Origin of the sequence: Pseudomonas sp. ANT_H4 (assembly GCF_008369295.1) — a bacterium.
Taxonomy (GTDB): Bacteria; Pseudomonadota; Gammaproteobacteria; order Pseudomonadales; family Pseudomonadaceae; genus Aquipseudomonas.
Genome location: NZ_VOBG01000018.1, coordinates 58,323 through 79,662, shown reverse-complemented (window position 1 = coordinate 79,662; position 21,340 = coordinate 58,323). Strand labels below are relative to the sequence as shown.

At 57.6% G+C, this 21,340-nt stretch carries 20 protein-coding genes and 4 tRNA genes; 17 read left to right on the top strand and 7 right to left on the bottom strand.

The annotated features are described in order from the left end of the window. Window positions 1-37: 37 nt before the first annotated feature. The 6 genes from FQ182_RS21090 to mgtE all read left to right on the top strand — a co-directional run bounded on the left by FQ182_RS21090 (window position 38) and on the right by mgtE (window position 3,953). Window positions 38-1,279 (top strand): aspartate kinase, encoded by a 1,242-nt coding sequence (locus FQ182_RS21090; protein ID WP_149413550.1) that lies wholly within the window; start codon window positions 38-40, stop codon window positions 1,277-1,279. A 184-nt stretch (window positions 1,280-1,463) separates the two neighbouring features. Further along, window positions 1,464-1,652 carry a carbon storage regulator CsrA gene (gene csrA, locus FQ182_RS21085; RefSeq protein WP_133099245.1) on the top strand — a complete coding sequence of 63 codons (189 nt, stop codon included), beginning with the start codon at window positions 1,464-1,466 and terminating at the stop codon, window positions 1,650-1,652. A gap of 62 nt (window positions 1,653-1,714) precedes the next feature. After that, window positions 1,715-1,805 (top strand) — tRNA-Ser (locus tag FQ182_RS21080). Window positions 1,806-1,914: 109 nt separating this feature from the next. Continuing rightward, window positions 1,915-1,991: transfer RNA gene (locus tag FQ182_RS21075), tRNA-Arg, on the top strand. 72 nt (window positions 1,992-2,063) lie between these two features. After that, window positions 2,064-2,140: transfer RNA gene (locus FQ182_RS21070), tRNA-Arg, on the top strand. 370 nt (window positions 2,141-2,510) lie between these two features. Further along, window positions 2,511-3,953, top strand: coding sequence for a magnesium transporter (gene mgtE, locus FQ182_RS21065; RefSeq protein WP_149413549.1), 1,443 nt, complete (start codon window positions 2,511-2,513; stop codon window positions 3,951-3,953). Between the two features lie 94 nt (window positions 3,954-4,047). Here mgtE and FQ182_RS21060 read toward each other — a convergent pair whose 3' ends face one another. After that, the gene (locus tag FQ182_RS21060) at window positions 4,048-4,374 is read right to left on the bottom strand and encodes an Arc family DNA-binding protein (RefSeq protein WP_133099243.1); all 327 of its coding nucleotides are present in this window, start codon (window positions 4,372-4,374) and stop codon (window positions 4,048-4,050) included. 32 nt (window positions 4,375-4,406) lie between these two features. Between FQ182_RS21060 and FQ182_RS21055 the strand changes: the two genes are divergently transcribed. After that, window positions 4,407-4,670, top strand: a complete 264-nt coding sequence (locus FQ182_RS21055) for a hypothetical protein (RefSeq protein WP_149413548.1) — start codon at window positions 4,407-4,409, stop codon at window positions 4,668-4,670. A gap of 167 nt (window positions 4,671-4,837) precedes the next feature. Here the strand turns inward: FQ182_RS21055 and FQ182_RS21050 are convergent, their stop codons facing one another. Further along, window positions 4,838-5,074, bottom strand: a complete 237-nt coding sequence (locus FQ182_RS21050) for a hypothetical protein (RefSeq protein ID WP_149413547.1) — start codon at window positions 5,072-5,074, stop codon at window positions 4,838-4,840. Between the two features lie 336 nt (window positions 5,075-5,410). Here FQ182_RS21050 and FQ182_RS21045 point away from each other — a divergent pair. Continuing rightward, a tRNA-Arg gene (locus tag FQ182_RS21045) sits at window positions 5,411-5,487 on the top strand. 365 nt (window positions 5,488-5,852) lie between these two features. Beyond that, window positions 5,853-7,250, top strand: a complete 1,398-nt coding sequence (locus tag FQ182_RS21040; RefSeq protein ID WP_149413546.1) for an MFS transporter — start codon at window positions 5,853-5,855, stop codon at window positions 7,248-7,250. 58 nt (window positions 7,251-7,308) lie between these two features. Here FQ182_RS21040 and FQ182_RS21035 read toward each other — a convergent pair whose 3' ends face one another. From FQ182_RS21035 to flgA, 4 genes are all read right to left on the bottom strand, one after another. Further along, window positions 7,309-8,058 (bottom strand): flagellar brake protein, encoded by a 750-nt coding sequence (locus FQ182_RS21035; RefSeq protein ID WP_149413545.1) that lies wholly within the window; start codon window positions 8,056-8,058, stop codon window positions 7,309-7,311. A 95-nt stretch (window positions 8,059-8,153) separates the two neighbouring features. Beyond that, window positions 8,154-8,621, bottom strand: coding sequence for a flagella synthesis protein FlgN (locus FQ182_RS21030; protein WP_149413544.1), 468 nt, complete (start codon window positions 8,619-8,621; stop codon window positions 8,154-8,156). Window positions 8,622-8,669: 48 nt separating this feature from the next. Further along, entirely contained in the window at window positions 8,670-8,996 is a 327-nt protein-coding gene (flgM, locus tag FQ182_RS21025; RefSeq protein ID WP_133099456.1) for a flagellar biosynthesis anti-sigma factor FlgM, read from the bottom strand. Window positions 8,997-9,136: 140 nt separating this feature from the next. Next, entirely contained in the window at window positions 9,137-9,913 is a 777-nt protein-coding gene (gene flgA, locus FQ182_RS21020; RefSeq protein ID WP_149413543.1) for a flagellar basal body P-ring formation chaperone FlgA, read from the bottom strand. Between the two features lie 82 nt (window positions 9,914-9,995). Here flgA and FQ182_RS21015 point away from each other — a divergent pair, with 82 nt between their 5' ends. The 6 genes from FQ182_RS21015 to flgE all read left to right on the top strand — a co-directional run bounded on the left by FQ182_RS21015 (window position 9,996) and on the right by flgE (window position 14,989). After that, the gene (locus tag FQ182_RS21015) at window positions 9,996-10,928 is read left to right on the top strand and encodes a chemotaxis protein CheV (protein WP_133099235.1); all 933 of its coding nucleotides are present in this window, start codon (window positions 9,996-9,998) and stop codon (window positions 10,926-10,928) included. 43 nt (window positions 10,929-10,971) lie between these two features. Next, window positions 10,972-11,799 carry a protein-glutamate O-methyltransferase CheR gene (cheR, locus tag FQ182_RS21010; RefSeq protein ID WP_149413542.1) on the top strand — a complete coding sequence of 276 codons (828 nt, stop codon included), beginning with the start codon at window positions 10,972-10,974 and terminating at the stop codon, window positions 11,797-11,799. A gap of 239 nt (window positions 11,800-12,038) precedes the next feature. After that, entirely contained in the window at window positions 12,039-12,446 is a 408-nt protein-coding gene (gene flgB, locus FQ182_RS21005; protein WP_149413541.1) for a flagellar basal body rod protein FlgB, read from the top strand. Window positions 12,447-12,449: 3 nt separating this feature from the next. After that, window positions 12,450-12,893: a flagellar basal body rod protein FlgC gene (gene flgC, locus FQ182_RS21000; RefSeq protein ID WP_133099232.1), complete on the top strand. Its 444-nt coding sequence runs from the start codon at window positions 12,450-12,452 to the stop codon at window positions 12,891-12,893. A gap of 16 nt (window positions 12,894-12,909) precedes the next feature. Further along, window positions 12,910-13,641, top strand: coding sequence for a flagellar hook assembly protein FlgD (flgD, locus tag FQ182_RS20995; protein WP_149413540.1), 732 nt, complete (start codon window positions 12,910-12,912; stop codon window positions 13,639-13,641). Between the two features lie 31 nt (window positions 13,642-13,672). After that, entirely contained in the window at window positions 13,673-14,989 is a 1,317-nt protein-coding gene (flgE, locus tag FQ182_RS20990; RefSeq protein WP_149413539.1) for a flagellar hook protein FlgE, read from the top strand. Between the two features lie 278 nt (window positions 14,990-15,267). On the opposite strand, the gene FQ182_RS20985 is transcribed toward flgE, so the two are convergent. Then, window positions 15,268-18,159, bottom strand: a complete 2,892-nt coding sequence (locus tag FQ182_RS20985; RefSeq protein WP_133099226.1) for a ribonucleoside-diphosphate reductase subunit alpha — start codon at window positions 18,157-18,159, stop codon at window positions 15,268-15,270. A gap of 817 nt (window positions 18,160-18,976) precedes the next feature. On the opposite strand from FQ182_RS20985, the gene FQ182_RS20980 reads away from it, so the two are divergent. Then, the gene (locus FQ182_RS20980) at window positions 18,977-19,702 is read left to right on the top strand and encodes a response regulator (protein WP_149413538.1); all 726 of its coding nucleotides are present in this window, start codon (window positions 18,977-18,979) and stop codon (window positions 19,700-19,702) included. Next, entirely contained in the window at window positions 19,699-21,309 is a 1,611-nt protein-coding gene (locus FQ182_RS20975; protein ID WP_149413537.1) for an ATP-binding protein, read from the top strand. Before FQ182_RS20980 ends, FQ182_RS20975 begins: the two co-directional genes overlap by 4 nt. The last annotated feature ends 31 nt before the right edge of the window (window positions 21,310-21,340 follow it).

Here is a 21,340-nt window from a genome sequence, read left to right as displayed (position 1 = left end):
TAATAGGCGCCCCTTTACGGGCTGAGGCGGCTTAGAAATGGCTTTGATCGTACAGAAATTTGGAGGCACCTCGGTAGGTTCGGTTGAACGAATCGAGCAGGTCGCCGACAAGGTTAAGAAGTTCCGCGATGCCGGCGATGACCTGGTGGTGGTGCTGTCGGCCATGAGCGGCGAGACCAATCGTCTGATCGAGTTGGCCAAGCAAGTCAGTGGTGAACAACAGCCGGTTCCCCGTGAGCTGGATGTGATCGTTTCCACCGGTGAGCAAGTGACTATTGCGCTGTTGGCCATGGCGCTGATCAAGCGTGGCGTGCCGGCAGTGTCGTACACCGGCAACCAGGTACGAATCCTCACGGATAGCGCGCACAATAAAGCGCGCATATTGCAGATCGATGATCAGAAAATTCGCGGTGATCTGAAGGCGGGTCGCGTGGTAGTCGTCGCTGGTTTCCAGGGCGTCGACGAACACGGCAACATCACCACCCTCGGTCGTGGCGGTTCCGACACCACCGGTGTGGCCCTGGCGGCAGCCCTGAAGGCTGACGAATGCCAGATCTACACCGATGTGGACGGCGTCTACACCACCGATCCGCGCGTTGTGCCCGTGGCTCAGCGCCTGGACAAGATCACCTTCGAAGAGATGCTGGAGATGGCCAGCCTCGGGTCCAAGGTGTTGCAGATCCGTGCGGTGGAGTTCGCCGGCAAGTACAACGTTCCGCTGCGCGTACTGCACAGCTTCAAGGAGGGTCCGGGCACCCTCATTACTATTGATGAAGAGGAATCCATGGAACAGCCGATCATTTCCGGCATCGCTTTTAACCGCGATGAAGCCAAGCTGACCATCCGTGGCGTGCCAGACACCCCGGGCGTGGCCTTCAAGATTCTCGGGCCGATCAGTGGCGCAAACATTGAAGTCGACATGATCGTGCAGAACGTTGCGCACGATAACACCACCGACTTCACCTTCACCGTGCACCGCAATGACTACGACGCAGCAGAGAAAGTCCTGCTGAAAACGGCGAGCGAGATTGGCGCCCGTGAAGTGGTCGGCGATACCAAGATTGCCAAGGTGTCGATCGTTGGTGTGGGCATGCGTTCCCATGCCGGAGTTGCCAGTCGCATGTTTGAGGCCCTGGCCAAGGAGACCATCAACATCCAGATGATCTCCACCTCGGAAATCAAAGTGTCGGTGGTCATCGAAGAGAAGTACCTGGAACTGGCTGTACGCGCACTGCATACCGCATTTGAGCTGGACGCTCCGGCCCGACAGAGCGAGTGATGTGTGACTGGAGGGCGCGGTTGATCCGCGCCTTTCATTTTTCTGTCTGGTGCCTGTGGAGAGCTGTTCTTTTGCGTGTGCTCGACAATACTTAGGCGGGTAGAGCTATGGCCGTTGGGTTGTAGGTCGAATGCCTTTTTTTGCAGACTGTTATCCCTGAACTGAAATGCGTGAGGAGAAAGGTATGTTGATTCTGACTCGTCGATGCGCAGAAAGCCTGATTATTGGTGATGGCGAAATCACCGTGACCGTGCTCGGCGTCAAAGGCAATCAAGTACGGATTGGGGTTGATGCCCCGAAAGAGGTGGCTGTCCACCGTGAGGAAATCTACCTGCGGATCAAGAAAGAGAAGGACGAAGAACCAAGCCATTAATTTTTATCGTTTTTTATGTTTGCAAACGGGGATGAAGCTGGTTAATATACGCCCCGTGTTGCGGAGAGCTGGCCGAGTGGCCGAAGGCGCTCCCCTGCTAAGGGAGTACACCTCAAAAGGGTGTCGGGGGTTCGAATCCCCCGTTCTCCGCCATTATTTGCTTAGTACGTTGCAATCTGGATTTTTTCGGTAAGTTGTTGAAATCACTAGAAAAAATCGCTTTACATAGAGATTGAACGGGCTATAATGCGCGGCAACAAATGCACTCGTAGCTCAGCTGGATAGAGTACTCGGCTACGAACCGAGCGGTCACAGGTTCGAATCCTGTCGAGTGCACCATTTAAGAGTTAGTTGCAGCAATGCAGGTAGCTTGGCTCCAACCAGTTGTGATCTGGTCTAAAAACACAATCTGCACTCGTAGCTCAGCTGGATAGAGTACTCGGCTACGAACCGAGCGGTCACAGGTTCGAATCCTGTCGAGTGCACCAAACAACAAAAAGCCCGCCTAGTGCGGGCTTTTTGCCGTCTGGGGTTTTTATTTTTCTTGTCTGTGACCACGACGTGTAATCGCCCTCCGGGCTTTTCTACCTGCCCCCATGTGTTTTCTTTTCTGCCTGTGTCGTCGCAGTTTCATGAGTGTGCCCGATACTCGGCGTTGTCGCGCAAGCGTTTGTTCTTGCCAGTTTTTTAACGTTTTAAGCAGCTGGGCGGTGTATCATTGCGCCCGTCAGCCCCGCCGGGGCTTGTGGAATACCTCCATGGACTTACCCAGTAGTAACTCAGTACCCCGTTTTACCAATCATGAATTGACTGATTGATCCTTCCGGCGTGCCCCGCTGCTGGGAGTGGAGTTCGCCTATGACCGAAGTTGAAGTAAAGAAAACACAAGAAAGCCTGCAGGATCGCCTCGCTCAAGTTGTTGAGCTGCTGCAGCGCCAGCGCGTGGTCGAAGACCTGACTCACCGTCAGGAAGGCCCGAATCATGACCGGGTAGAGAGCCTGGTCCACCGGCAAAACCTCGTCGAGTTGCAACGCAAGCTCGATGACCTGCACTCCGCCGACGTAGCCTACATCCTTGAAGCTTTGCCCCTGGGTGATCGCCTGACCCTCTGGCAACTGGTCAAGTCTGATCGCGACGGCGACATCCTCCTCGAAGTATCCGATTCGGTTCGTGAAACCCTGATCGCCGACATGGACGATCATGAGCTCCTGGCTGCAACCAAGGACATGGACGCCGACGAACTCGCCGACCTGGCCTCCGAGCTGCCGCGTGACGTCGTCCATGAGCTGATGGAGACCCTCGACGGCCAACAGCGTGAGCGTGTGCGCTCCGCGTTGTCCTACGACGAGGAGCAGGTTGGCGCGCTGATGGACTTCGAGATGGTGACTATTCGCGAAGACGTCAGCCTGGAAGTGGTGTTGCGTTACCTGCGCCGGTTAAAAGAGCTGCCAGGCCACACTGACAAACTGTTTGTGGTCGACAACGAGGGCATTCTCAAGGGCGTGCTGCCGATCAAGCGTCTGTTGGTCAATGACCCGGACAAGAAGGTCGCGGACGTCATGGCCAGCGACCCGGTCAGCTTTCATCCTGACGAAGACGCCTACGACGCCGCCCAGGCATTCGAGCGTTATGACTTGATCTCGGCCCCGGTGGTCGACAAGAACGGCAAGCTGATCGGCCGCTTGACCATCGATGAGATGGTCGATCTGATTCGTGAAGAGAGTGAAAACGAAGTCCTCAACATGGCGGGTCTGCGTGAAGAGGAAGATATCTTTGCGTCAGTCTGGAAATCTCTGCGTAACCGTTGGGCCTGGTTGGCCGTCAACCTGATTACCGCGTTTATTGCCTCTCGGGTGATCGGCCTGTTCGAAGGTTCCATCGAGAAGCTGGTGGCGCTGGCGGCTCTTATGCCTATCGTGGCCGGGATCGGTGGTAACTCCGGTAACCAGACCATCACAATGATCGTGCGGGCCATGGCCCTGGATCAGGTGAGCACTGGCAACACCTCGCGGCTGATGCGCAAGGAGCTGGCAGTGGGCCTGATCAATGGTCTGGTGTGGGGTGGCGTGATTGGCGTGGTGGCTTACTTGCTCTATGGCAGTTGGTCCCTGGGGGTAGTGATGACCGCCGCCATGACCCTTAACCTGCTATTGGCTGCGCTGATGGGGGTATTGATCCCCATGACCTTGGTGCGCCTTGGTCGCGACCCTGCCATGGGCGCCAGTGTGATGATCACGGCCATGACTGACAGTGGTGGCTTTTTCATCTTCCTGGGGCTGGCGACCATCTTCCTACTCTGATTGCCTTCTCCCGAGGCAAGCACCGCTGGGCCTTTAACCAAGTCACAGGCAAAAAAAAGCCAGCATGCAGCTGGCTTCGGCTTTCAGTCGCCAATCAGTTGGCTTCGGCGGCTGCCTCAACATCATGAGCGATAAGTGAGACAAGAGCGTTTTGCTGGCGGTGGGAGAGCTGACGAAAACGCTGCAGCAGTTCGCGTTCGTGCAGTGACAGCTCGGGGCTGTCCAGGCGCATGCTCAACGCTTCACCCAGCGCACCTTCCTGAATAAGGCTCTGTTCCAGGCGCGCGATGATTTCGGAGTTCATGCTGCGGTGATGATTGCGAGCCACCTCGGCAATGCGTTCCCGCATTCCGTCTGGCAGACGTACGACGAACTTGTCAGCCGTACGGCTGGAATAAATTGCCTGTTTCAATGGGCGCATATATTTAACCGGTTAGTTCAGGGGAGCGGTTTTTGGAATTGGCCGCAAGATGTGTGTTAGGACAAGGTCTGCAGCCAAATGTTCAACCTGAATTGCAAAGAGGCCGCATCATGCCTCAAATTTGCCAGTTCCTTGGCGTCAATTCTGTGACAAATATTGAACTGGCTACAGGCTTTATGCCAGCACTCATTTTCAAATTTGCGGACTGGTTGGAAAACTTTTCTGCAAGGCATCCATGCGATGCTTTCTACTCGAAAACCCAAGTTACAAAGGGTTTTGGGGCGCACATCCTATAATGGTGTGGCCTTTTGCCCTTAACTTTAAGGCTAGTGGCAAACTGCCGATTTACTAGGGTAGGGCGACGTAAGGTAGGGCGGCTGGACAACCGGGCTCGGAGCACAAGCAGGCTGCAGGGCCAGGAACAGCCACGCGGACTTGGACATTGAATACTCCTGTGTTTGGTTCAGAAAACCCAGTGTTCAGAAGAGTGTGCGGCTTGGTTGCCTTGGGTCAGTTGAATAGGTGATTGCGCATCGGCCGTCATGACCGCCAGCTGCGGACGCTGTTGGTGTTGCAAATGATGGGGAACAGCTTGGCTGGCTTGTGCCACATCATCACCGGTAGCGGATTGAAAATGGAACATCACCAGCGTGGCCAATGCCACGGCATTGAGGGCTACTAGTAGAGGCGTGCTGTTCATGGGCATATTCTCCGCAGGTGGCGTGGCCAGACTGAATTTGTAGGATAAAGGATTGCAGGTGTCATGCCAGTCTATATTTTGATTAAATCCTTTTAAATCAAAGTCTTAAAGACTAATCGTCAGGCCGGTTTGTTGCAATTTGCAATGATGGCATTTTGGGGTAGTGCATTTTGCACGACGGCCATGGATAGCCCTTGGTTGTTGCCCGAAACACGACTAGGCATTGCAAGGCTCGGCCTACACTCAAAAAGCCTACGGACGACATGACAAAACGCACCTTGGCCGTTAACATGCACGCCGTCCGCCGCTGTGCCTTTGGCCCGATGGTTGTCATTTGTCCCAGTAGCTCAATTGGATAGAGCATCCCCCTCCTAAGGGGAAGGTTGGCCGTTCGAACCGGCCCTGGGACACCACATTAGAGTTGCGCTCCTTTAAAAGAGCCGCGATACGCAAAAGCCCTGTTCAGAACACTCTGGCGGGGCTTTTTTGTGGGTTGGCGTTGGCCGCAGAGGATGGGATGCGTCTGGGGGGCAGGTCTTTTTGATCGTATTGCGAACCTTGCCGGAGTTTGAGGTTCACAGGGGAGTGAGCGGTGGGGGCGTGAATTTTTGTCACCGCCTTGTACCTTGTATGCCGTCGTCGAGCGTCTGAGAGGTAGCCAATTGGCTTGACGAAAATAATCCCCTGGTACAGCGCGTTTTGGCTGTCCGGACCTGACGACGCCGGACTATCATGCTGGTAGCCTGACACCCACTGCAAGGAGCCGCTCGGAACGCCGATGCGCCAAATCTGGAAATCTTTTCGAGCCCTTTATTTTTCCTCGTTGATGATGCTGATCGGCTCCGGTCTGCTCAGTACGTACCTGGCTTTACGCCTGGCCGCCGATAATGTCGACAGCCTGTGGGTCGGTGCTTTGATGGCTGCCAACTACTTTGGTCTGGTGTTGGGTGGCAAGATCGGTCACCGCTTGATAGCCCGGGTCGGCCATATTCGCGCCTATGCCACCTGCGCCGGTATCGTCGGTGCGGCGGTGCTGGGCCATGGTTTGATCGACTGGCTGCCGGCCTGGATCGTACTGCGAATAATCGTCGGCCTCGGCATGATGTGCCAGTACATGGTCATCGAGAGCTGGCTCAACGAGCAGGCGGACGCCAAGCAGCGGGGCTTGGTCTTCAGTGGCTACATGATCGCTTCTTATCTGGGCCTGGTATTGGGCCAGCTTATTCTGGTCATGCATCCGCAGTTGGGCCTTGAGCTGCTGATGCTGGTTGCGCTGTGCTTTGCCCTGTGCCTGGTGCCGGTGGCGATGACTCGACGTATTCACCCGGCACCGTTGCATCCGGCGCCGATGGAACCGCGCTTTTTTATCAAGCGAGTACCGCAGTCCCTCAGTACCGTGCTGGGCGCCGGGTTGATTGTTGGCTCGTTCTACGGTCTGGCGCCGCTTTACGCTTCTCAGCAGGGGTTGAGCACTCAACAGGTCGGTCTGTTCATGGGTAGCTGCATTTTCGCCGGGCTGGTGGTGCAGTGGCCTTTGGGCTGGCTCTCGGATCGGTATGACCGGGCGCTGTTGATCCGTTGCTTCGCCTTGTGCCTTGCGGTGACGGCGCTGCCGTTGGCGATCATGACCCAGGTGCCGTTGGAAGTGCTGTTTGTGGCCGGGTTCTTCTGCTCCCTGGTGCAGTTCTGCCTTTACCCGTTGGCGGTGGCGTTTTCCAATGACCACGTTGAGGGTGATCGCCGCGTATCGCTGACAGCCATGCTGCTGGTGACTTACGGCGTCGGCGCCAGTATCGGGCCGCTGCTGGCCGGTGTGCTGATGAAGCTGTTTGGTAGCCAGATGCTCTATGCATTTTTCAGTTTGTGCGCGGTGATCCTGGTTTGGCGCATCCGTCCCAAAGCCGTGACCAACCTGCACCAGGTGGACGATGCACCGCTGCATCACGTGGCGGTACCTGACAGCATGTCCAGCTCGCCGCTGGTGGCCGCCCTTGACCCACGGGTGGATGAACAGGTGGTTCAGGATCAGATGCAGGCGCCGGTTCCCGAGCCAGACCCAGAGTCTGAAGCTGATCCTGATTCGGTGGAGCAGGGGCCTGCAGAAGAGTCGCCAGAGCCGCCAGAGCATCCGGACCCGGATGATCATCCCCACGATCTGAGCAGGGCACGCCCCTGAAACAAAAAACGGGCAGTCCCATAAGGGGCTGCCCGTTTTTTATGCAGATTGTTACCGCTTAAAGATCATCATCCTTGTCAAACCGCCGCGCCTCGCGCTGCAGCTGGTAGACAAAGCGTTCAACCTGGCGCTGCACCAACCCGCTCATGTTGTGAAAACGCACGCCGGCAAAGGTGGTGTCGATTCTTTCTTCGAAGTGCAGATAACGCAGCTCTACGGCGGTGCTCATGTTGCCGAAGGGCAGGGCGGCAATAAAGCGATCGTAGACCTGGCCCAGTTGCAGGCGCTGGGAGATATCACCGTCAAAGCGCAGCTTGCAACCGGTGGCGGAAATATCCAGCAGTTTGCCGCCAATGGGCAACTTGAGTTTCTCTCCGCCCATATCGACATTGACCAGTTGCGCCAATTTCAATGCTGCGCGAAAGGCGTTGCGCCGCTGATGGTAAACCACCTCGTCAGGCATGCCGCCCCGATAGATGCGGTGGCCGTCCTTTTCGCTGATGGTCAGGCTGCCGTTACTCTCCCAAGCCACCCGCACGCCGTCGTGGAAGCCTTCGATACGGAAGGCTTCGCCATTCTCAAGGTAGCGTTCGCCCTCCCGTGGGATCATTTCGTCCAGGCTCAGCGTCTTGCTGTCCCGGTCGACTTCCACCAGATAGCTTTGAAAGCGCTGGTTGCGCTCATGGAAGGTAATGATCAGGGGGTCGTGGCTCTCTTGCAGCAGCCGTAAGGTGCCGGCAATTTCCAGAGGCGTAGTGAGGACCTTGGGTGGCTGCGGAGCATCTTCCGCGTTGAGGGCGTTGAACACGGTTCTTCCATCTCCAGACAAAATACGACTACACGCAAGAACCGGCATTTTGCCAGTATGTTGCGCGCCTTGATAGGGCGCGCGATAAACCGGCGTCAGGCTTGGCTGATGGTGCTGGGCTTGACCAGTCGCGAGGTGGAGCCTTTGGCGTTATAGAGCGTCGGAGGTTCTCCGCCGTGAAGGATGCGCAGCTGGTTGGCGGTAGTGGCTTGCTGAAGCTGGATCGACTGGCCGTTGAGCGTGTTGGCTTCCTGGCAAGTGATGAGCAGCTGGTTGAGCTCCTGGCTCTGGGCCCGTAACTGGTCGCCTACCGACGAGTGGCTCGCCAGTTGCTCCAGGCCGTCGTGATCGGCAGGCAGTCCCAGGCTGACAAGAATCTGGCTGCGTTTCTTGCCATGCTGTTCCAGCAGAATGATCAGCGATTGCTTGCGCGCCAGAATATCTTCCAGCAGGCGCATGTCTCGGCCGTGCAGGGCGATCGACTCTTCCTGAAGCAGCTCAAGCAGATGCTGTGCTGGAGCCAGGTCTTCAATGATCAGTTGCAGTAAATTTTCGTCGTGCATGGCTGGCCTTGGGTTTTAAGCGTCCAAAAGCCTGGCGCAGGCCTTTGCCTAGCGCTCGGCTTCGAAGTTAAGCAGTTTGCTGGCTACACGGTTGCTGTCGACTTTGTAGCTGCCATCGGCAATCGCTTGTTTCAATTCGGCCACACGGGCTTTATTGACAACCGGTTGATCGCGCAGCGAGTCAGTGACCTTTTGCAACTGTTGAGCCTCATTGCTCAAATGTACCGATTCCCCGCTCTGGCTGGCGCCGGCCTGGTCTGCCTTGACGGGCAGTGGCTGGGACTTACCGGCCTCAACGCTTTCCTTGGCACCGTTGGCGCGGGTGCTGACGAGCTGTGAGGGGGCGTTATTTAATCGACTGAAATCAATGACCATCATGAAAACCTCTGGGTATTTGGACGCTTGCCATGTTTTCGGCCATACCCGGACAAACTTTAGGCTCGACTGACAATAAACCTATACGTGATGACGTCTTGCGCACAGTGTAGGAAAAGCTGGCCTCCCGCGCCAGTGATCTATAACGCTACCTCGACCTGGCCGGGTGCAGTCACTCGCGCCTTGATCACCCGCTTGGAGTTGAGGTTCTTGACCCGAATCTGTTCGCTCATGCCGCCATTGGACAGAGCCTCTCCCGGCATTTTTACATTCAGGCCGCCGCTGCTGGCGGAAATCACCACTTGATCACCCTTGCGTATGACTTCCGCCTGTTCCAGGTGAGCCAGGGTGATGACCTGATCTGTGACCATTGGTCGGGTAAGTTTCTGCCCGATCGCTTGATCCACGGAAGTAAGGTATCCCTGACTGATCTGGCCGATGTCCCGCTCGCGTAGGGCAACGTCCTCAAAGCCGATAATGCCCAAGCGTTTCAGCGGGCGGGTGACGGCGACCACTTCGCGAAACAGGCGGACTTGAGCCGGTACGAACACCGTCCAGGGCGAGGCGCCGTCGCAGCGCACGCGCACGGTCACACGGCCGATGGGTTGTGCGGGGCTTTCCAGGGTGGCTGTCAATTCCTTGTCACACATGGGCAGGCGCAGGCGTGGGTCCAATTGGTTGACCTGGATTTCATAGCGTCCTGGTGTCTGCGTAGTGGCCAGATAATCTTCTACAGTGAACTCAAGAAAGCCTTGAGTGACGCCGATAAGTAGATCAGGCAAGGTGACGTTGTCGGCACGGGCCTGTTGGCCTGCAGCCAAGGCAAGCATCGTTAGCAAGGCGCAGAGCAATCTGCGGTACTGTTTAAAGTACGGCAGGGGGAGAAGGCGTCGGGAAACTGTCGTTTTGATGTCCATGGCCAATAAAAAAGCAAAGCTCGTGCCGTTTAGTGTTGGGTACGCGTCGTACCCGTAGGTTTTGTAGTGTAGGAGTCTGGGCATGGCGGGAGTAATGGATTCAGTGAACCAGCGCACGCAGCTGGTAGGGCAGAATCGCCTGGAGTTGCTGCTGTTTCGTTTGGATGGCAAGCAGCTTTACGGCATCAACGTCTTCAAGGTGCGGGAGGTGCTGCAATGTCCCAAGCTGACCGTATTGCCCAAGTCCAACCCTGTGGTGTGTGGCGTGGCCAACATTCGCGGCTCGACCATTCCGATTCTTGACTTGGCGATGGCTACGGGCTCGTCCGGCTTGCAGGATCGCGAGAGTCCGTTCGTGATCATCACCGAGTACAACACCAAGACCCAGGGTTTCCTGGTGCGCTCGGTGGAGCGCATCGTCAACATGAACTGGGAAGAGATCCATCCGCCGCCCAAGGGCACCGGTCGCGATCACTACCTGACGGCAGTGACGCGGGTCGACAACCAGTTGGTGGAAATCATCGACGTGGAGAAAATCCTCGCGGAAGTGGCGCCGACTTCGGAAGCTATTTCGGTGGGTGTAGTAGACGCGGAGACGGCGCACAAGGCGATTTCCCTGCGGGTGCTGACGGTGGATGACTCCTCGGTAGCGCGCAAGCAGGTCTCCCGTTGCCTGCAGACCGTTGGTGTCGAAGTGGTGGCACTCAACGATGGCCGCCAGGCCCTGGATTACCTGCGCAAGCTGGTGGATGAAGGCAAGAAACCGGAAGAAGAATTCTTGATGATGATTTCCGACATCGAGATGCCGGAAATGGACGGCTACACCCTTACGGCCGAGATACGCAACGATCCACGCATGCAAAAATTACATATCATCCTGCATACTTCATTGTCCGGTGTATTCAATCAGGCGATGGTCAAGAAGGTCGGTGCCGATGACTTCCTGGCCAAATTCCGTCCTGATGACCTGGCAGCCCGGGTAGTCGACCGGATCAAGGCAGCAGATCACGGCTAGGGGCTTTTTCCCTGGCGGTCACACGATTTAAGAGGCGGTACCATTGTCTACGGGTAATTTGGATTTCGAACAGTTCCGGGTCTTCCTGGAAAAAGCCTGTGGCATATTGCTCGGTGAAAACAAGCAGTACCTGGTATCAAGCCGTCTCAATAAACTGATGGAGCAGCAAGGGATCAAGTCCCTCGGCGACCTCGTTCAGCGGATACAGAGCCAGCCACGCAGCGGGCTCAAGGAAATGGTGGTCGATGCCATGACCACCAACGAAACCCTGTGGTTTCGTGACACCTATCCCTTTGAAGTGCTCAAGAACAAGGTCCTGCCCGAAGCGATCAAGGCCAGCCCCGGCCAGCGCCTGCGCATCTGGTCGGCGGCCTGCTCTTCGGGGCAGGAACCGTACTCGCTGTCGATGTCCATCGACGAGTTCGAGCGGACCAACATGGGCCAGTTGAAGGCCGGGGTGCAGATTGTTGCCACCGACTTGTCCGGCACCATGCTCACCAACTGCAAGACAGGTGAGTACGACAGCCTGGCCCTGGGGCGAGGCCTGTCTCCGGAACGCTTGCAGCGTTTCTTCGACCCCAAGGTTGCCGGTCGTTGGGCAGTCAAGGCGCCGATCAAGAGCCGGGTGGAGTTTCGTTCGTTCAACCTGCTGGACAGCTACGCCAGCCTGGGCAAGTTCGATATCGTGTTTTGCCGCAACGTACTGATCTACTTCTCGGCTGAAGTGAAGAAGGACATCCTGTTGCGCATCCACAGCACGCTCAAGCGCGGGGGGTATCTGTTTCTTGGCGCTTCTGAAGCGTTGAACGGGTTGCCGGATCATTACCAGATGGTGCAGTGCAGTCCTGGGATTATTTACCAGGCCAAGTGATAGGCATGCGTCGCATAAAAACCGGGAGGTCCTGCAAAGGCCTCCCGTTTTTTATGGGCGCAAAGCGGCAATGCGTATTGCCGCTTTACTGGCGTTTGGCGGAAACCCCTTGCCGCTTTTCTGGCATTGCCACCGGCAATCTCCCGGCAAACCCTTGATTTACAGGGATTCGATGACTTGGCATGCCACTTGCTATATCCAGATTACGAAAAGCAGGTCAGCCCCTAAAGGTTTCCGCCATGAGCATCAGCTTCGATAAAGCGCTCGGTATCCACGAACAAGCCCTGGGCTTTCGCGCCCAGCGTGCCGAAGTCCTGGCTAACAACATCGCCAACGCCGACACCCCGAACTACAAGGCTCGGGACCTGGACTTCTCCGCCGTGCTCGCCGCACAGCAGGACAAGACCAAGAGCGGCTCCTTCGCCTTGAACATGACCAATAACCGTCATATCGAAGCGCAAGGCCTGGGCAATGGCGACGAGTCGCTGATGTACCGCACGCCGATGCAGCCATCGATCGACCAGAACACCGTCGACGCGCAGTTGGAGCAATCGAACTACGCCGAGAACTCGGTGAACTTTCAGGCCAGCTTCACCCTGCTCAACAGCAAATTCAAAGGGCTGATGTCAGCCCTGCGCGGAGAGTAAGTCATGTCTCTATCCAGTGTTTTCAATATTGCCGGTAGTGGCATGAGCGCCCAGACCACCCGTCTGAACACCGTCGCCAGTAACATCGCCAACGCCGAGACCGTGTCGTCGAGCATTGACCAGACCTATCGCGCCCGTCACCCGGTGTTCGCCACCATGTTCCAGGGTGGCCAGAGTGGCGGCAGCGATTCGCTGTTCCAGGACCAGGATGCTGCGGGCCAGGGCGTTCAGGTGCTGGGTGTGGTCGAAGACCAGAGCAACCTCGACGCGCGCTACGAGCCGAACCATCCCGCCGCCGACGCCAAGGGTTATGTGTTCTATCCCAACGTCAATGTGGTCGAGGAAATGGCTGACATGATTTCCGCCAGTCGCTCGTTCCAGACCAACGCGGAAATGATGAACACCGCCAAAACCATGATGCAGAAGGTCCTGACTCTGGGTCAGTGATAAGGGGCGCCAAAGAATGTCCGTTACCAACGATGTGTCGAGTAACTCGACGATCCAGGACTTGTTCAACAACAAGGTCAAGGATGCCGCAGCCAACCAGGATAGCCTGGCGGGTGCTACCAAAGAGGCTTCTGGCAGCCAGGCCTTGGGCAAGGATGCGTTCCTGCAGTTGCTGGTCACCCAGCTGAAAAACCAGAACCCGCTGTCGCCCCAGGATAACGGCGCGTTTGTCGCGCAACTGGCGCAGTTCAGCAGCCTGGAAGGCATCAACACCCTGAACGACTCGGTGAATGCCATCTCCAGCAACTACAAATCGTCGCAAGCGCTGCAAGCGTCGTCGCTGGTGGGTCGTTCGGTGATCATCGAGACCGACAAGGCCATGGTCGACACCAGCAAGAGCTTCACCGGTTCCGTGGCAGTCACCTCGTCGGTGGGCAACGTCACCATCAAGGTCTCCGACAAGGACGGCAAGCTGGTCAAGACCATCGACTTGGGTGCTCAGGCAGCCGGCAAGTCGGACTTTATCTGGGACGGCAAAAACGAAGCCGGCGAGAAAGTCGACTCCGGCAACTACACCTTCGCGGCCACCACCAAGAGCGATGCCGGTGATGCGATAGCGTTGAAGACCTCGCTACCCGCCACGGTCACTAGCGTGACCTTGAGCCAGACGGGCGGCGAAATGCTGCTCAATCTTTCTGGCGGCATGGGCAGCATCAAGCTGTCGCAAATTCAGACTATCGGTACATAGAGCCGGCTAAATTCGGCAAGAGGAGAGAAACATGTCTTTTAATATCGGCCTTAGCGGCCTCTATGCGGCCAACAAACAGCTGGACGTGACTGGCAACAACATCGCCAACGTTGCTACCACCGGCTTCAAGTCGTCCCGTGCGGAATTCGCCGACGTCTACGCCGCCTCCAAACTGGGCAGCGGCCACAACGCTATTGGTAGCGGTGTGAGCCTGGCAGCGGTTTCCCAGCAATTCAGCCAAGGCGAAATCACCGGCACCGGTGGTTTGCTGGACATGGCGATCAAGGGCGGCGGCTTCTTTGTGCAGAAGGGCAGCGACGGTTCCTTGGAGTACACCCGCTCTGGTACTTTTAAACCGGACAAGGATGGCTACGTCACCAACTCCACCGGCACCTCGCGCCTGCAAGGTTACGCGGCAGACGAAAACGGCAATATCATCAAGGGTGGCCTGGTAGACCTGCGCATCGATCAGTCGAACCTGTCACCCAAGGCGTCCACCAAGGTGGACTCCACCAGCAACCTGAAGTCCTCGGAGCCAGTGATCGACCAGGCGCTCAACCCGTTCGATCCGACCAAATCGGACAGCTTTACCACCCAGTACACCACCATGTTGTACGACACCCAGGGCAACTCGCACCCTATGGTGCAGTACATGGTGAAGACCGACTCCAATACCTGGAAGGCCTACACTCTGATCGACGGCCGTAACCCCAACGGTACGCCTATCAGTGGCGCCGGTGCCGTCGCGCCTGTGGCGTCGACCGTGACCTTCGATACAGCTGGTGCGCTCGAGGGCATCGTTACGCCGCCAAGTACTGTTTCCAACACCACCCTGACTATTGCCGACTGGAAGCCGGGCGTCATGAAAAATGACGTGTGGGTAGATAACGGCGCGGCTGCCAACCCGACTGGTATTGCCGTCAATATGGCCAATATCACCCAGTACAACTCTGCCAGTTATCGCAACCCGCCGGTCACTGATGGTTACGCTACTGGCGAAATCACCGGGCTGAAAATCGACAGCAGCGGCGTCATGTTTGCCACGTTCAGTAACGAGCAGAGCAAGGCGATCGGCCAGATCTCCCTGGCCAGCTTCAACAATGAACAGGGCCTGCAGCCGAACGGCGGCACTACCTGGAAGGAGACCTTCGCGTCCGGCCAGCCAGGTTATGATGCGCCGGAGTCCGGTACTTTGGGTTCGGTCATCGCCAACTCCCTGGAGAACTCCAACGTCAACCTGACCAGCGAGTTGGTGGAGCTGATCAAGGCCCAGAGTAACTTCCAGGCGAACTCCAAGACCATCTCCACCGAAAGCACCATCATGCAGACCATTATTCAGATGACCTGATGTTGTCGATTTAGCGCCTGCACCGAAAGCCCCTCAATGAGGGGTTTTTTTTGCGCGCTATTTGGCAAGTGGGATGCTTCCTGGTGTTTCGTTTTGAGTGGTCGAGGCTGCTCTGCACTGACTGGAGGGGAGGTGTGTTGAGTTCACAGGTATCAGGCCTGGCGGACGTCATTTGCTCCGCGAAGCCCCTATGAAAAAGCCCCCGATAAACCCAACTGCAGCCAGGGTCTATCGGGGGCTTTTCAGTCCTGGGTGATTAAGCCCAGGACCTGCTCAGCTTACTGGCAAGCTTCGCAATCCGGCTCGTCAATCGCGCAGGCTTTTGGCACTGGTGCAGGGCCGGCCGGAGCCGCAAGAACCGAATCATCACCGTGGTTGCCGCTGGATACAGCGTTCAGCTTACCGGTATTGATGGTCGACTTCTCGGTGCTGGTCGCAGCTAGCGCACGGAGGTAGTAAGTGGTTTTCAGGCCACGGTACCAAGCCATGCGGTAGGTCACGTCCAGCTTCTTGCCCGAAGCGCTGGCGATGTACAGGTTCAGCGACTGAGCCTGGTCGATCCACTTCTGGCGACGGCTGGCGGCGTCAACGATCCACTTGGTGTCCACTTCGAAGGCAGTCGCGTAGAGCTCTTTGAGTTCTTGCGGGATGCGCTCGATCTGTTGCACCGAACCGTCGTAGTACTTCAGGTCGTTGATCATGACCGAGTCCCACAGGTCGCGGGCTTTCAGGTCGCGAACCAGATACGGGTTGATCACGGTGAATTCGCCCGACAGGTTCGATTTCACATACAGGTTCTGGTAAGTCGGTTCGATCGACTGCGACACGCCAGTGATGTTGGCGATGGTGGCGGTCGGTGCGATGGCCATGATGTTGGAGTTACGAATGCCTTTCTGCACACGGGCACGTACTGGCGCCCAGTCCAGGGATTCGTTCAGGTCAACGTCGATGTACTTCTGGCCACGTTGCTCAATCAGGATCTGTTGCGAATCCAGCGGCAGGATGCCTTTGGACCACAGCGAACCCTGGAACGTCTCGTAGGCGCCGCGCTCGTCAGCCAGGTCGCAGGAAGCCTGGATCGCGTAGTAGCTGACCGCCTCCATGGACTTGTCAGCGAACTCGACGGCTGCGTCGGAGCCGTAAGGAATGTGCTGCAGGTACAAAGCGTCCTGGAAGCCCATGATGCCCAGTCCAACCGGACGGTGCTTGAAGTTGGAGTTCTGCGCCTGTGGCACCGAGTAGTAGTTGATGTCGATAACGTTATCGAGCATGCGTACTGCGGTGTTGACGGTGCGCTCCAGCTTGGCGGTATCCAGCTTGCCATCCTTGATGTGGTTCGGCAGGTTGATCGAACCCAGGTTGCAAACGGCGATCTCGTCCTTGTTGGTGTTCAAGGTGATCTCGGTGCACAGGTTCGAGCTGTGGACCACGCCCACGTGCTGCTGCGGGCTGCGCAGGTTGCACGGGTCTTTGAAGGTCAGCCATGGGTGGCCGGTTTCAAACAGCATGGAGAGCATTTTACGCCACAGATCTTTGGCCTGAATGGTCTTGAACAGCTTGATCTTGCCCGGGTACTGGGACAGGGCTTCGTAGTACTCGTAACGCTCTTCGAAGGCCTTGCCGGTCAGGTCGTGCAGGTCCGGTACTTCGGACGGCGAGAACAGGGTCCACTGGCCGTCATCGAAGACGCGCTTCATGAACAGGTCAGGGATCCAGTTGGCGGTGTTCATGTCGTGGGTACGACGACGGTCATCACCGGTGTTCTTGCGCAGCTCAATGAACTCTTCAATGTCCATGTGCCAGGTTTCCAGGTAGGCACAGACAGCGCCTTTGCGCTTGCCACCCTGGTTGACCGCTACGGCGGTGTCGTTCACGACTTTGAGGAACGGGACGACGCCCTGGGACTTGCCGTTGGTGCCCTTGATGTACGAACCCAAGGCGCGCACTGGCGTCCAGTCGTTGCCCAGGCCGCCAGCGAATTTGGACAGCATGGCGTTGTCGTGGATCGCGTGGTAGATGCCCGAGAGGTCATCCGGCACGGTGGTCAGGTAGCAGCTCGACAGCTGTGGACGCAGGGTGCCGGCGTTAAACAGGGTTGGCGTCGAGGACATGTAGTCGAAGGACGACAACAGGTTGTAGAACTCGATCGCACGGTCTTCCTTGTTCTTCTCTTCGATCGCCAGGCCCATGGCCACGCGCATGAAGAAGATCTGCGGCAGTTCGAAGCGGATACCGTCCTTGTGAATGAAGTAACGGTCGTACAGGGTTTGCAGGCCCAGGTAGGTGAACTGCTGGTCACGTTCGTGGTTGATTGCCTTGCCGAGTTTTTCCAGGTCGAAGGTGGCCAGGATCGGGTTCAACAATTCGTATTTGATACCCTTGGCGATGTACGAAGGCAGGGCCTTGGCGTACAGGTCGACCATTTCGTGGTGGGTCGCGCTGTCGGCGACTTCCAGGAAGCTCAGGCCTTCGGCGCGCAGGGTGTCCATCAACAGGCGGGCGGTGACGAACGAGTAGTTCGGCTCACGCTCGACCAGGGTACGGGCAGTCATCACCAGGGCGGTGTTGACGTCGCTCAGGGCCACGCCGTCGTACAGGTTCTTCAGGGTTTCGCGCTGGATCAGGTCGCCGTCGACTTCTTCCAGGCCTTCACAGGCCTCGGTGACGATGGTGTTCAGGCGGCCCATGTCCAGCGGCGCGAAGGTGCCGTCGGCGAGGGTGATGCGGATCGACGGGTGAGCGTTTACCGCTTCCTCGGTCGGAGCGCGGGTCGCACGTTCCTTGGAGCGACCGTCGCGGTAGATCACGTAGTCGCGAGCCACTTTCTGCTCGCCGGCACGCATCAGGGCCAGTTCGACCTGGTCCTGGATTTCTTCGATGTGGATGGTGCCGCCCGATGGCATGCGACGCTTGAAGGTTGCAGTGACTTGTTCGGTCAGGCGGGCAACGGTGTCGTGGATTCGCGACGAGGCAGCAGCGGTGCCGCCTTCAACTGCGAGAAACGCTTTGGTGATGGCGACGGTGATTTTGTCATCGGTGTAAGGAACGACAGTGCCGTTACGCTTGATCACGCGCAATTGGCCGGGTGCGGTGGCGGACAGATCCAGATTCGAATCGGCGGCCTGCTGCACGGAGCCCTGCGGGTTCTCGCGAGTTGTGTCGGTTTGCATGGGGGGTTGTCTCCACATTCTATATTTATTTGGGCACCATCACGGTGCCCACCGTTCCGTCCTGAAGCACTTACAGCAGGCCTGGGCCTGGCATAACAACTTCGGGACAGGAGGAAGGGAGCTGATCGCGCCGCTTCCATGCCGAAGTCTTCGGTGCAGAGCCTTGGCTCTAAACCGTATTCCTGATGGGTGACAGTTTTGTACTGCAACACCCGTACCGTTTCTCCCGGTGTGGGCTGAAACGGCTGCCATCCGCGTGCGCGGTTTGGTCTTCTGAAAACGTCTTAAGTTCAACCAAACAGGAGCAAGAAAGGGCTTGAGTTTCTTGTCTGATTTGTGTTTGGTCTTTTTGCCGAAAACCCTACATGTAGGGTTTTTTTGGCGGCGAGCTACAAGATAATGCGTTTTGGGGGGCTTAGCAACGCACTACCTGTGGATAACGCTGTGGGTAAAATGTGTATGAAAGAGCGAATCGCCGTGTAGGCCGCAGTACTGCGGCATTACACCGCTTGTCACCGAATATTCAAAGGTGAAAACACCCGGTTGGTTTTTTGAGGGCGCGAACCCTATCATAAAAAAACGCGATTACCGAATGCATTTCCAGGCTTGTGTTCGAGGGCTGGCCCGTTGCTACAATCGGCTTGGATACACGCTGTGTTATGCCCTCTCCACATGACAAATATAGGGGCGAGGGGGGGACGCCTAGTTCTTGCTTGCGAAAAACGGCAGAGCGCCGCTGGGTGTCAAATTTCACGCGTTATCGTTAACCACCATCGCGAGCACGCTTGCGCCTACATTATTTGAATAGAGGTAACGCATGGAGCATGAAGCCTGGCAGGTATTGATTGTCGAGGACGACCAGCGCCTGGCTGAATTGACCCGTGATTATCTGGAAGGCAACGGCCTGCGGGTGTCGATAGAGGGCAACGGTGCCCTGGCGGCGGCACGGATCATTGCCGAGCAGCCCGACCTGGTGATTCTCGACCTGATGCTGCCCGGCGAAGACGGCCTGAGCATCTGCCGCAAGGTGCGTGAGCGCTACGATGGGGTGATCCTGATGCTGACCGCCCGCACCGACGACATGGACCAAGTGCAGGGCCTGGACATGGGTGCTGACGACTATGTCTGCAAGCCGGTGCGCCCGAGGTTGCTGCTGGCGCGAATCCAGGCCTTGCTGCGACGCAGCGAAAACGTCGAGCCGGCGATCCCCGAAAAACAACGACGCCTGCAATTCGGCCCGTTAGTGGTGGACAACGCCCTGCGCGAAGCTTGGCTGCACGACGGAGGCATCGAACTGACCAGCGCCGAATTCGACCTGTTGTGGCTGCTGGTCGCCAATGCCGGGCGCATCCTGTCTCGGGAAGAAATCTTCACCGCCTTGCGCGGTATCGGCTATGACGGTCAGGACCGCTCCATCGACGTACGCATCTCGCGGATACGTCCGAAAATCGGCGATGACCCGATCCATCCGCGCCTGATCAAGACCATCCGCAGCAAAGGTTATTTGTTCGTCCCTGAAGCTGCCGCCGACCTGCAACCGTGAACTCGATCTTCCTGCGCATCTACGGCGGCATGTGTGCGGCGCTGATCCTGGTGGCGCTGCTCGGCGTTCTGGCATTGCACCTGCTCAACGAGGTGCGCAGTGACCAGTACCGTGAGCGCCTGGCCCACGGCACCTTTGCCCTGATGGGCGACAGCTTGCAACCGATGAGCGCCATCGAGCGCCGCCGAGCCCTGGCGGTGTGGGAGCGCTTGCTGGGGATTCCCCTGCAATTGCAGGCCGTGGCCGATGCCCAGCTCGACTTGGGCCAGCGTAATCGCCTGCAACGGGGTCAGGTGTTGGTAGAGCAGACCGGGCCCCATGCCGCCAAGGTTCTGCGACTGGTCAGTGAAAAAGAGCAATTGTTGCTCACCGGGGAAGTGCAGCAAATCAGCGAACAACTGGCCCGGGCGACTATCTACCTACTGGCCGATGAACTGGTGCGCTACCCGGTGGCCGAGCAGCCCAAACGCCTGGCAGACCTTAAAGAAGCCAAGGGCTTTGGCTTCGAGCTGCACCTGATTACCCTCGACCAGGCCGATATGGACGAAGACCAGCGCCGCCGAGTAGCGGAAGGCGATACGGTGATGGCGCTGGGCAAGGGTGGTGATTCGATCCGCGTGTTTGCCGGCATGGTTGGCACGCCGTGGGTCCTGGAAATCGGCCCGCTGTACCAGATGAATCCTTATCCGGCGCAATGGCTGATATTGATTGCGCTGATCGGTCTGACCCTGATCGGCTTGATTGTCTACCTGCTGGTGCGGCAACTGGAGCGTCGCCTGCACGGCCTTGAATCCGCCGCTACGCGCATCGCCAAAGGCAACCTGGAGGCGCGGGTGCCAGCGCGCGGTGCTGACTCGGTAGGGCGCCTGGCGGCGGCCTTTAACGGTATGGCCGAGCATCTGCAGCGGTTGCTGGCGATCCAGCGCGAATTGGTGCGAGCGGTGTCCCACGAGCTGCGCACCCCGGTGGCGCGCCTGCGCTTTGGCCTGGAGATGATCGGAGACGCCGCCACCCCTGAAGCCCGGCGTAAATACATGGAAGGCATGGACAGCGATATCCAGGACCTCGATGGCCTGGTGGACGAGATGCTCACCTACGCGCGGCTGGAGCAGGGTTCGCCGGCACTGAACTTCCAACGGGTCGACCTCAATGCCTTGCTCGATCAGGTCATTGGTGAGTTAGCGCCGCTGCGCCCGGCAATCAATGTGGCGCGAGGGATTTGCCTGTCATCGGCCCACTTGGATGACGCCTGGGTCGAGGCTGAGCCGCGCTACCTGCACCGGGCCCTGCAAAACCTGGTGAGCAATGCCATGCGTCACGCGCAGTCACAGGTGTTGATCAGTTATCAGGTGGGCCAGGTACGTTGTCGCATCGACGTCGAAGACGATGGCCCCGGCGTGCCGGAAAATGCCTGGGAACGGGTCTTCACCCCGTTCCTGCGCCTGGACGACAGCCGTACCAGGGCCTCGGGTGGGCATGGCCTGGGGCTTTCGATTGTGCGCAGGATTATCAATTGGCACGGCGGGAGGGCGTTGATCAGCAAGAGCAACAACCTGGGCGGGGCCTGTTTCAGCTTGAGTTGGCCGAGGGATCAAGAGAAACCTTGAGACCCTGTTGCGAGCGGGCAAGCCCGCTCGC

Coding starts and splice junctions, on each gene's coding strand:
- FQ182_RS21050 (WP_149413547.1), bottom strand. CDS start 5,074: ATGAACAGCACGCCTCTACTAGTAGCCCTCAATGCCGTGGCATTGGCC.
- mgtE (WP_149413549.1), top strand. CDS start 2,511: ATGACCGAAGTTGAAGTAAAGAAAACACAAGAAAGCCTGCAGGATCGC.
- flgM (WP_133099456.1), bottom strand. CDS start 8,996: ATGGTCATTGATTTCAGTCGATTAAATAACGCCCCCTCACAGCTCGTC.
- FQ182_RS21015 (WP_133099235.1), top strand. CDS start 9,996: ATGGCGGGAGTAATGGATTCAGTGAACCAGCGCACGCAGCTGGTAGGG.
- FQ182_RS20985 (WP_133099226.1), bottom strand. CDS start 18,159: ATGCAAACCGACACAACTCGCGAGAACCCGCAGGGCTCCGTGCAGCAG.
- csrA (WP_133099245.1), top strand. CDS start 1,464: ATGTTGATTCTGACTCGTCGATGCGCAGAAAGCCTGATTATTGGTGAT.
- FQ182_RS21040 (WP_149413546.1), top strand. CDS start 5,853: ATGCGCCAAATCTGGAAATCTTTTCGAGCCCTTTATTTTTCCTCGTTG.
- flgC (WP_133099232.1), top strand. CDS start 12,450: ATGTCTCTATCCAGTGTTTTCAATATTGCCGGTAGTGGCATGAGCGCC.
- FQ182_RS21060 (WP_133099243.1), bottom strand. CDS start 4,374: ATGCGCCCATTGAAACAGGCAATTTATTCCAGCCGTACGGCTGACAAG.
- FQ182_RS21030 (WP_149413544.1), bottom strand. CDS start 8,621: ATGCACGACGAAAATTTACTGCAACTGATCATTGAAGACCTGGCTCCA.
- flgB (WP_149413541.1), top strand. CDS start 12,039: ATGAGCATCAGCTTCGATAAAGCGCTCGGTATCCACGAACAAGCCCTG.
- FQ182_RS20980 (WP_149413538.1), top strand. CDS start 18,977: ATGGAGCATGAAGCCTGGCAGGTATTGATTGTCGAGGACGACCAGCGC.
- flgE (WP_149413539.1), top strand. CDS start 13,673: ATGTCTTTTAATATCGGCCTTAGCGGCCTCTATGCGGCCAACAAACAG.
- flgD (WP_149413540.1), top strand. CDS start 12,910: ATGTCCGTTACCAACGATGTGTCGAGTAACTCGACGATCCAGGACTTG.
- FQ182_RS21090 (WP_149413550.1), top strand. CDS start 38: ATGGCTTTGATCGTACAGAAATTTGGAGGCACCTCGGTAGGTTCGGTT.
- flgA (WP_149413543.1), bottom strand. CDS start 9,913: ATGGACATCAAAACGACAGTTTCCCGACGCCTTCTCCCCCTGCCGTAC.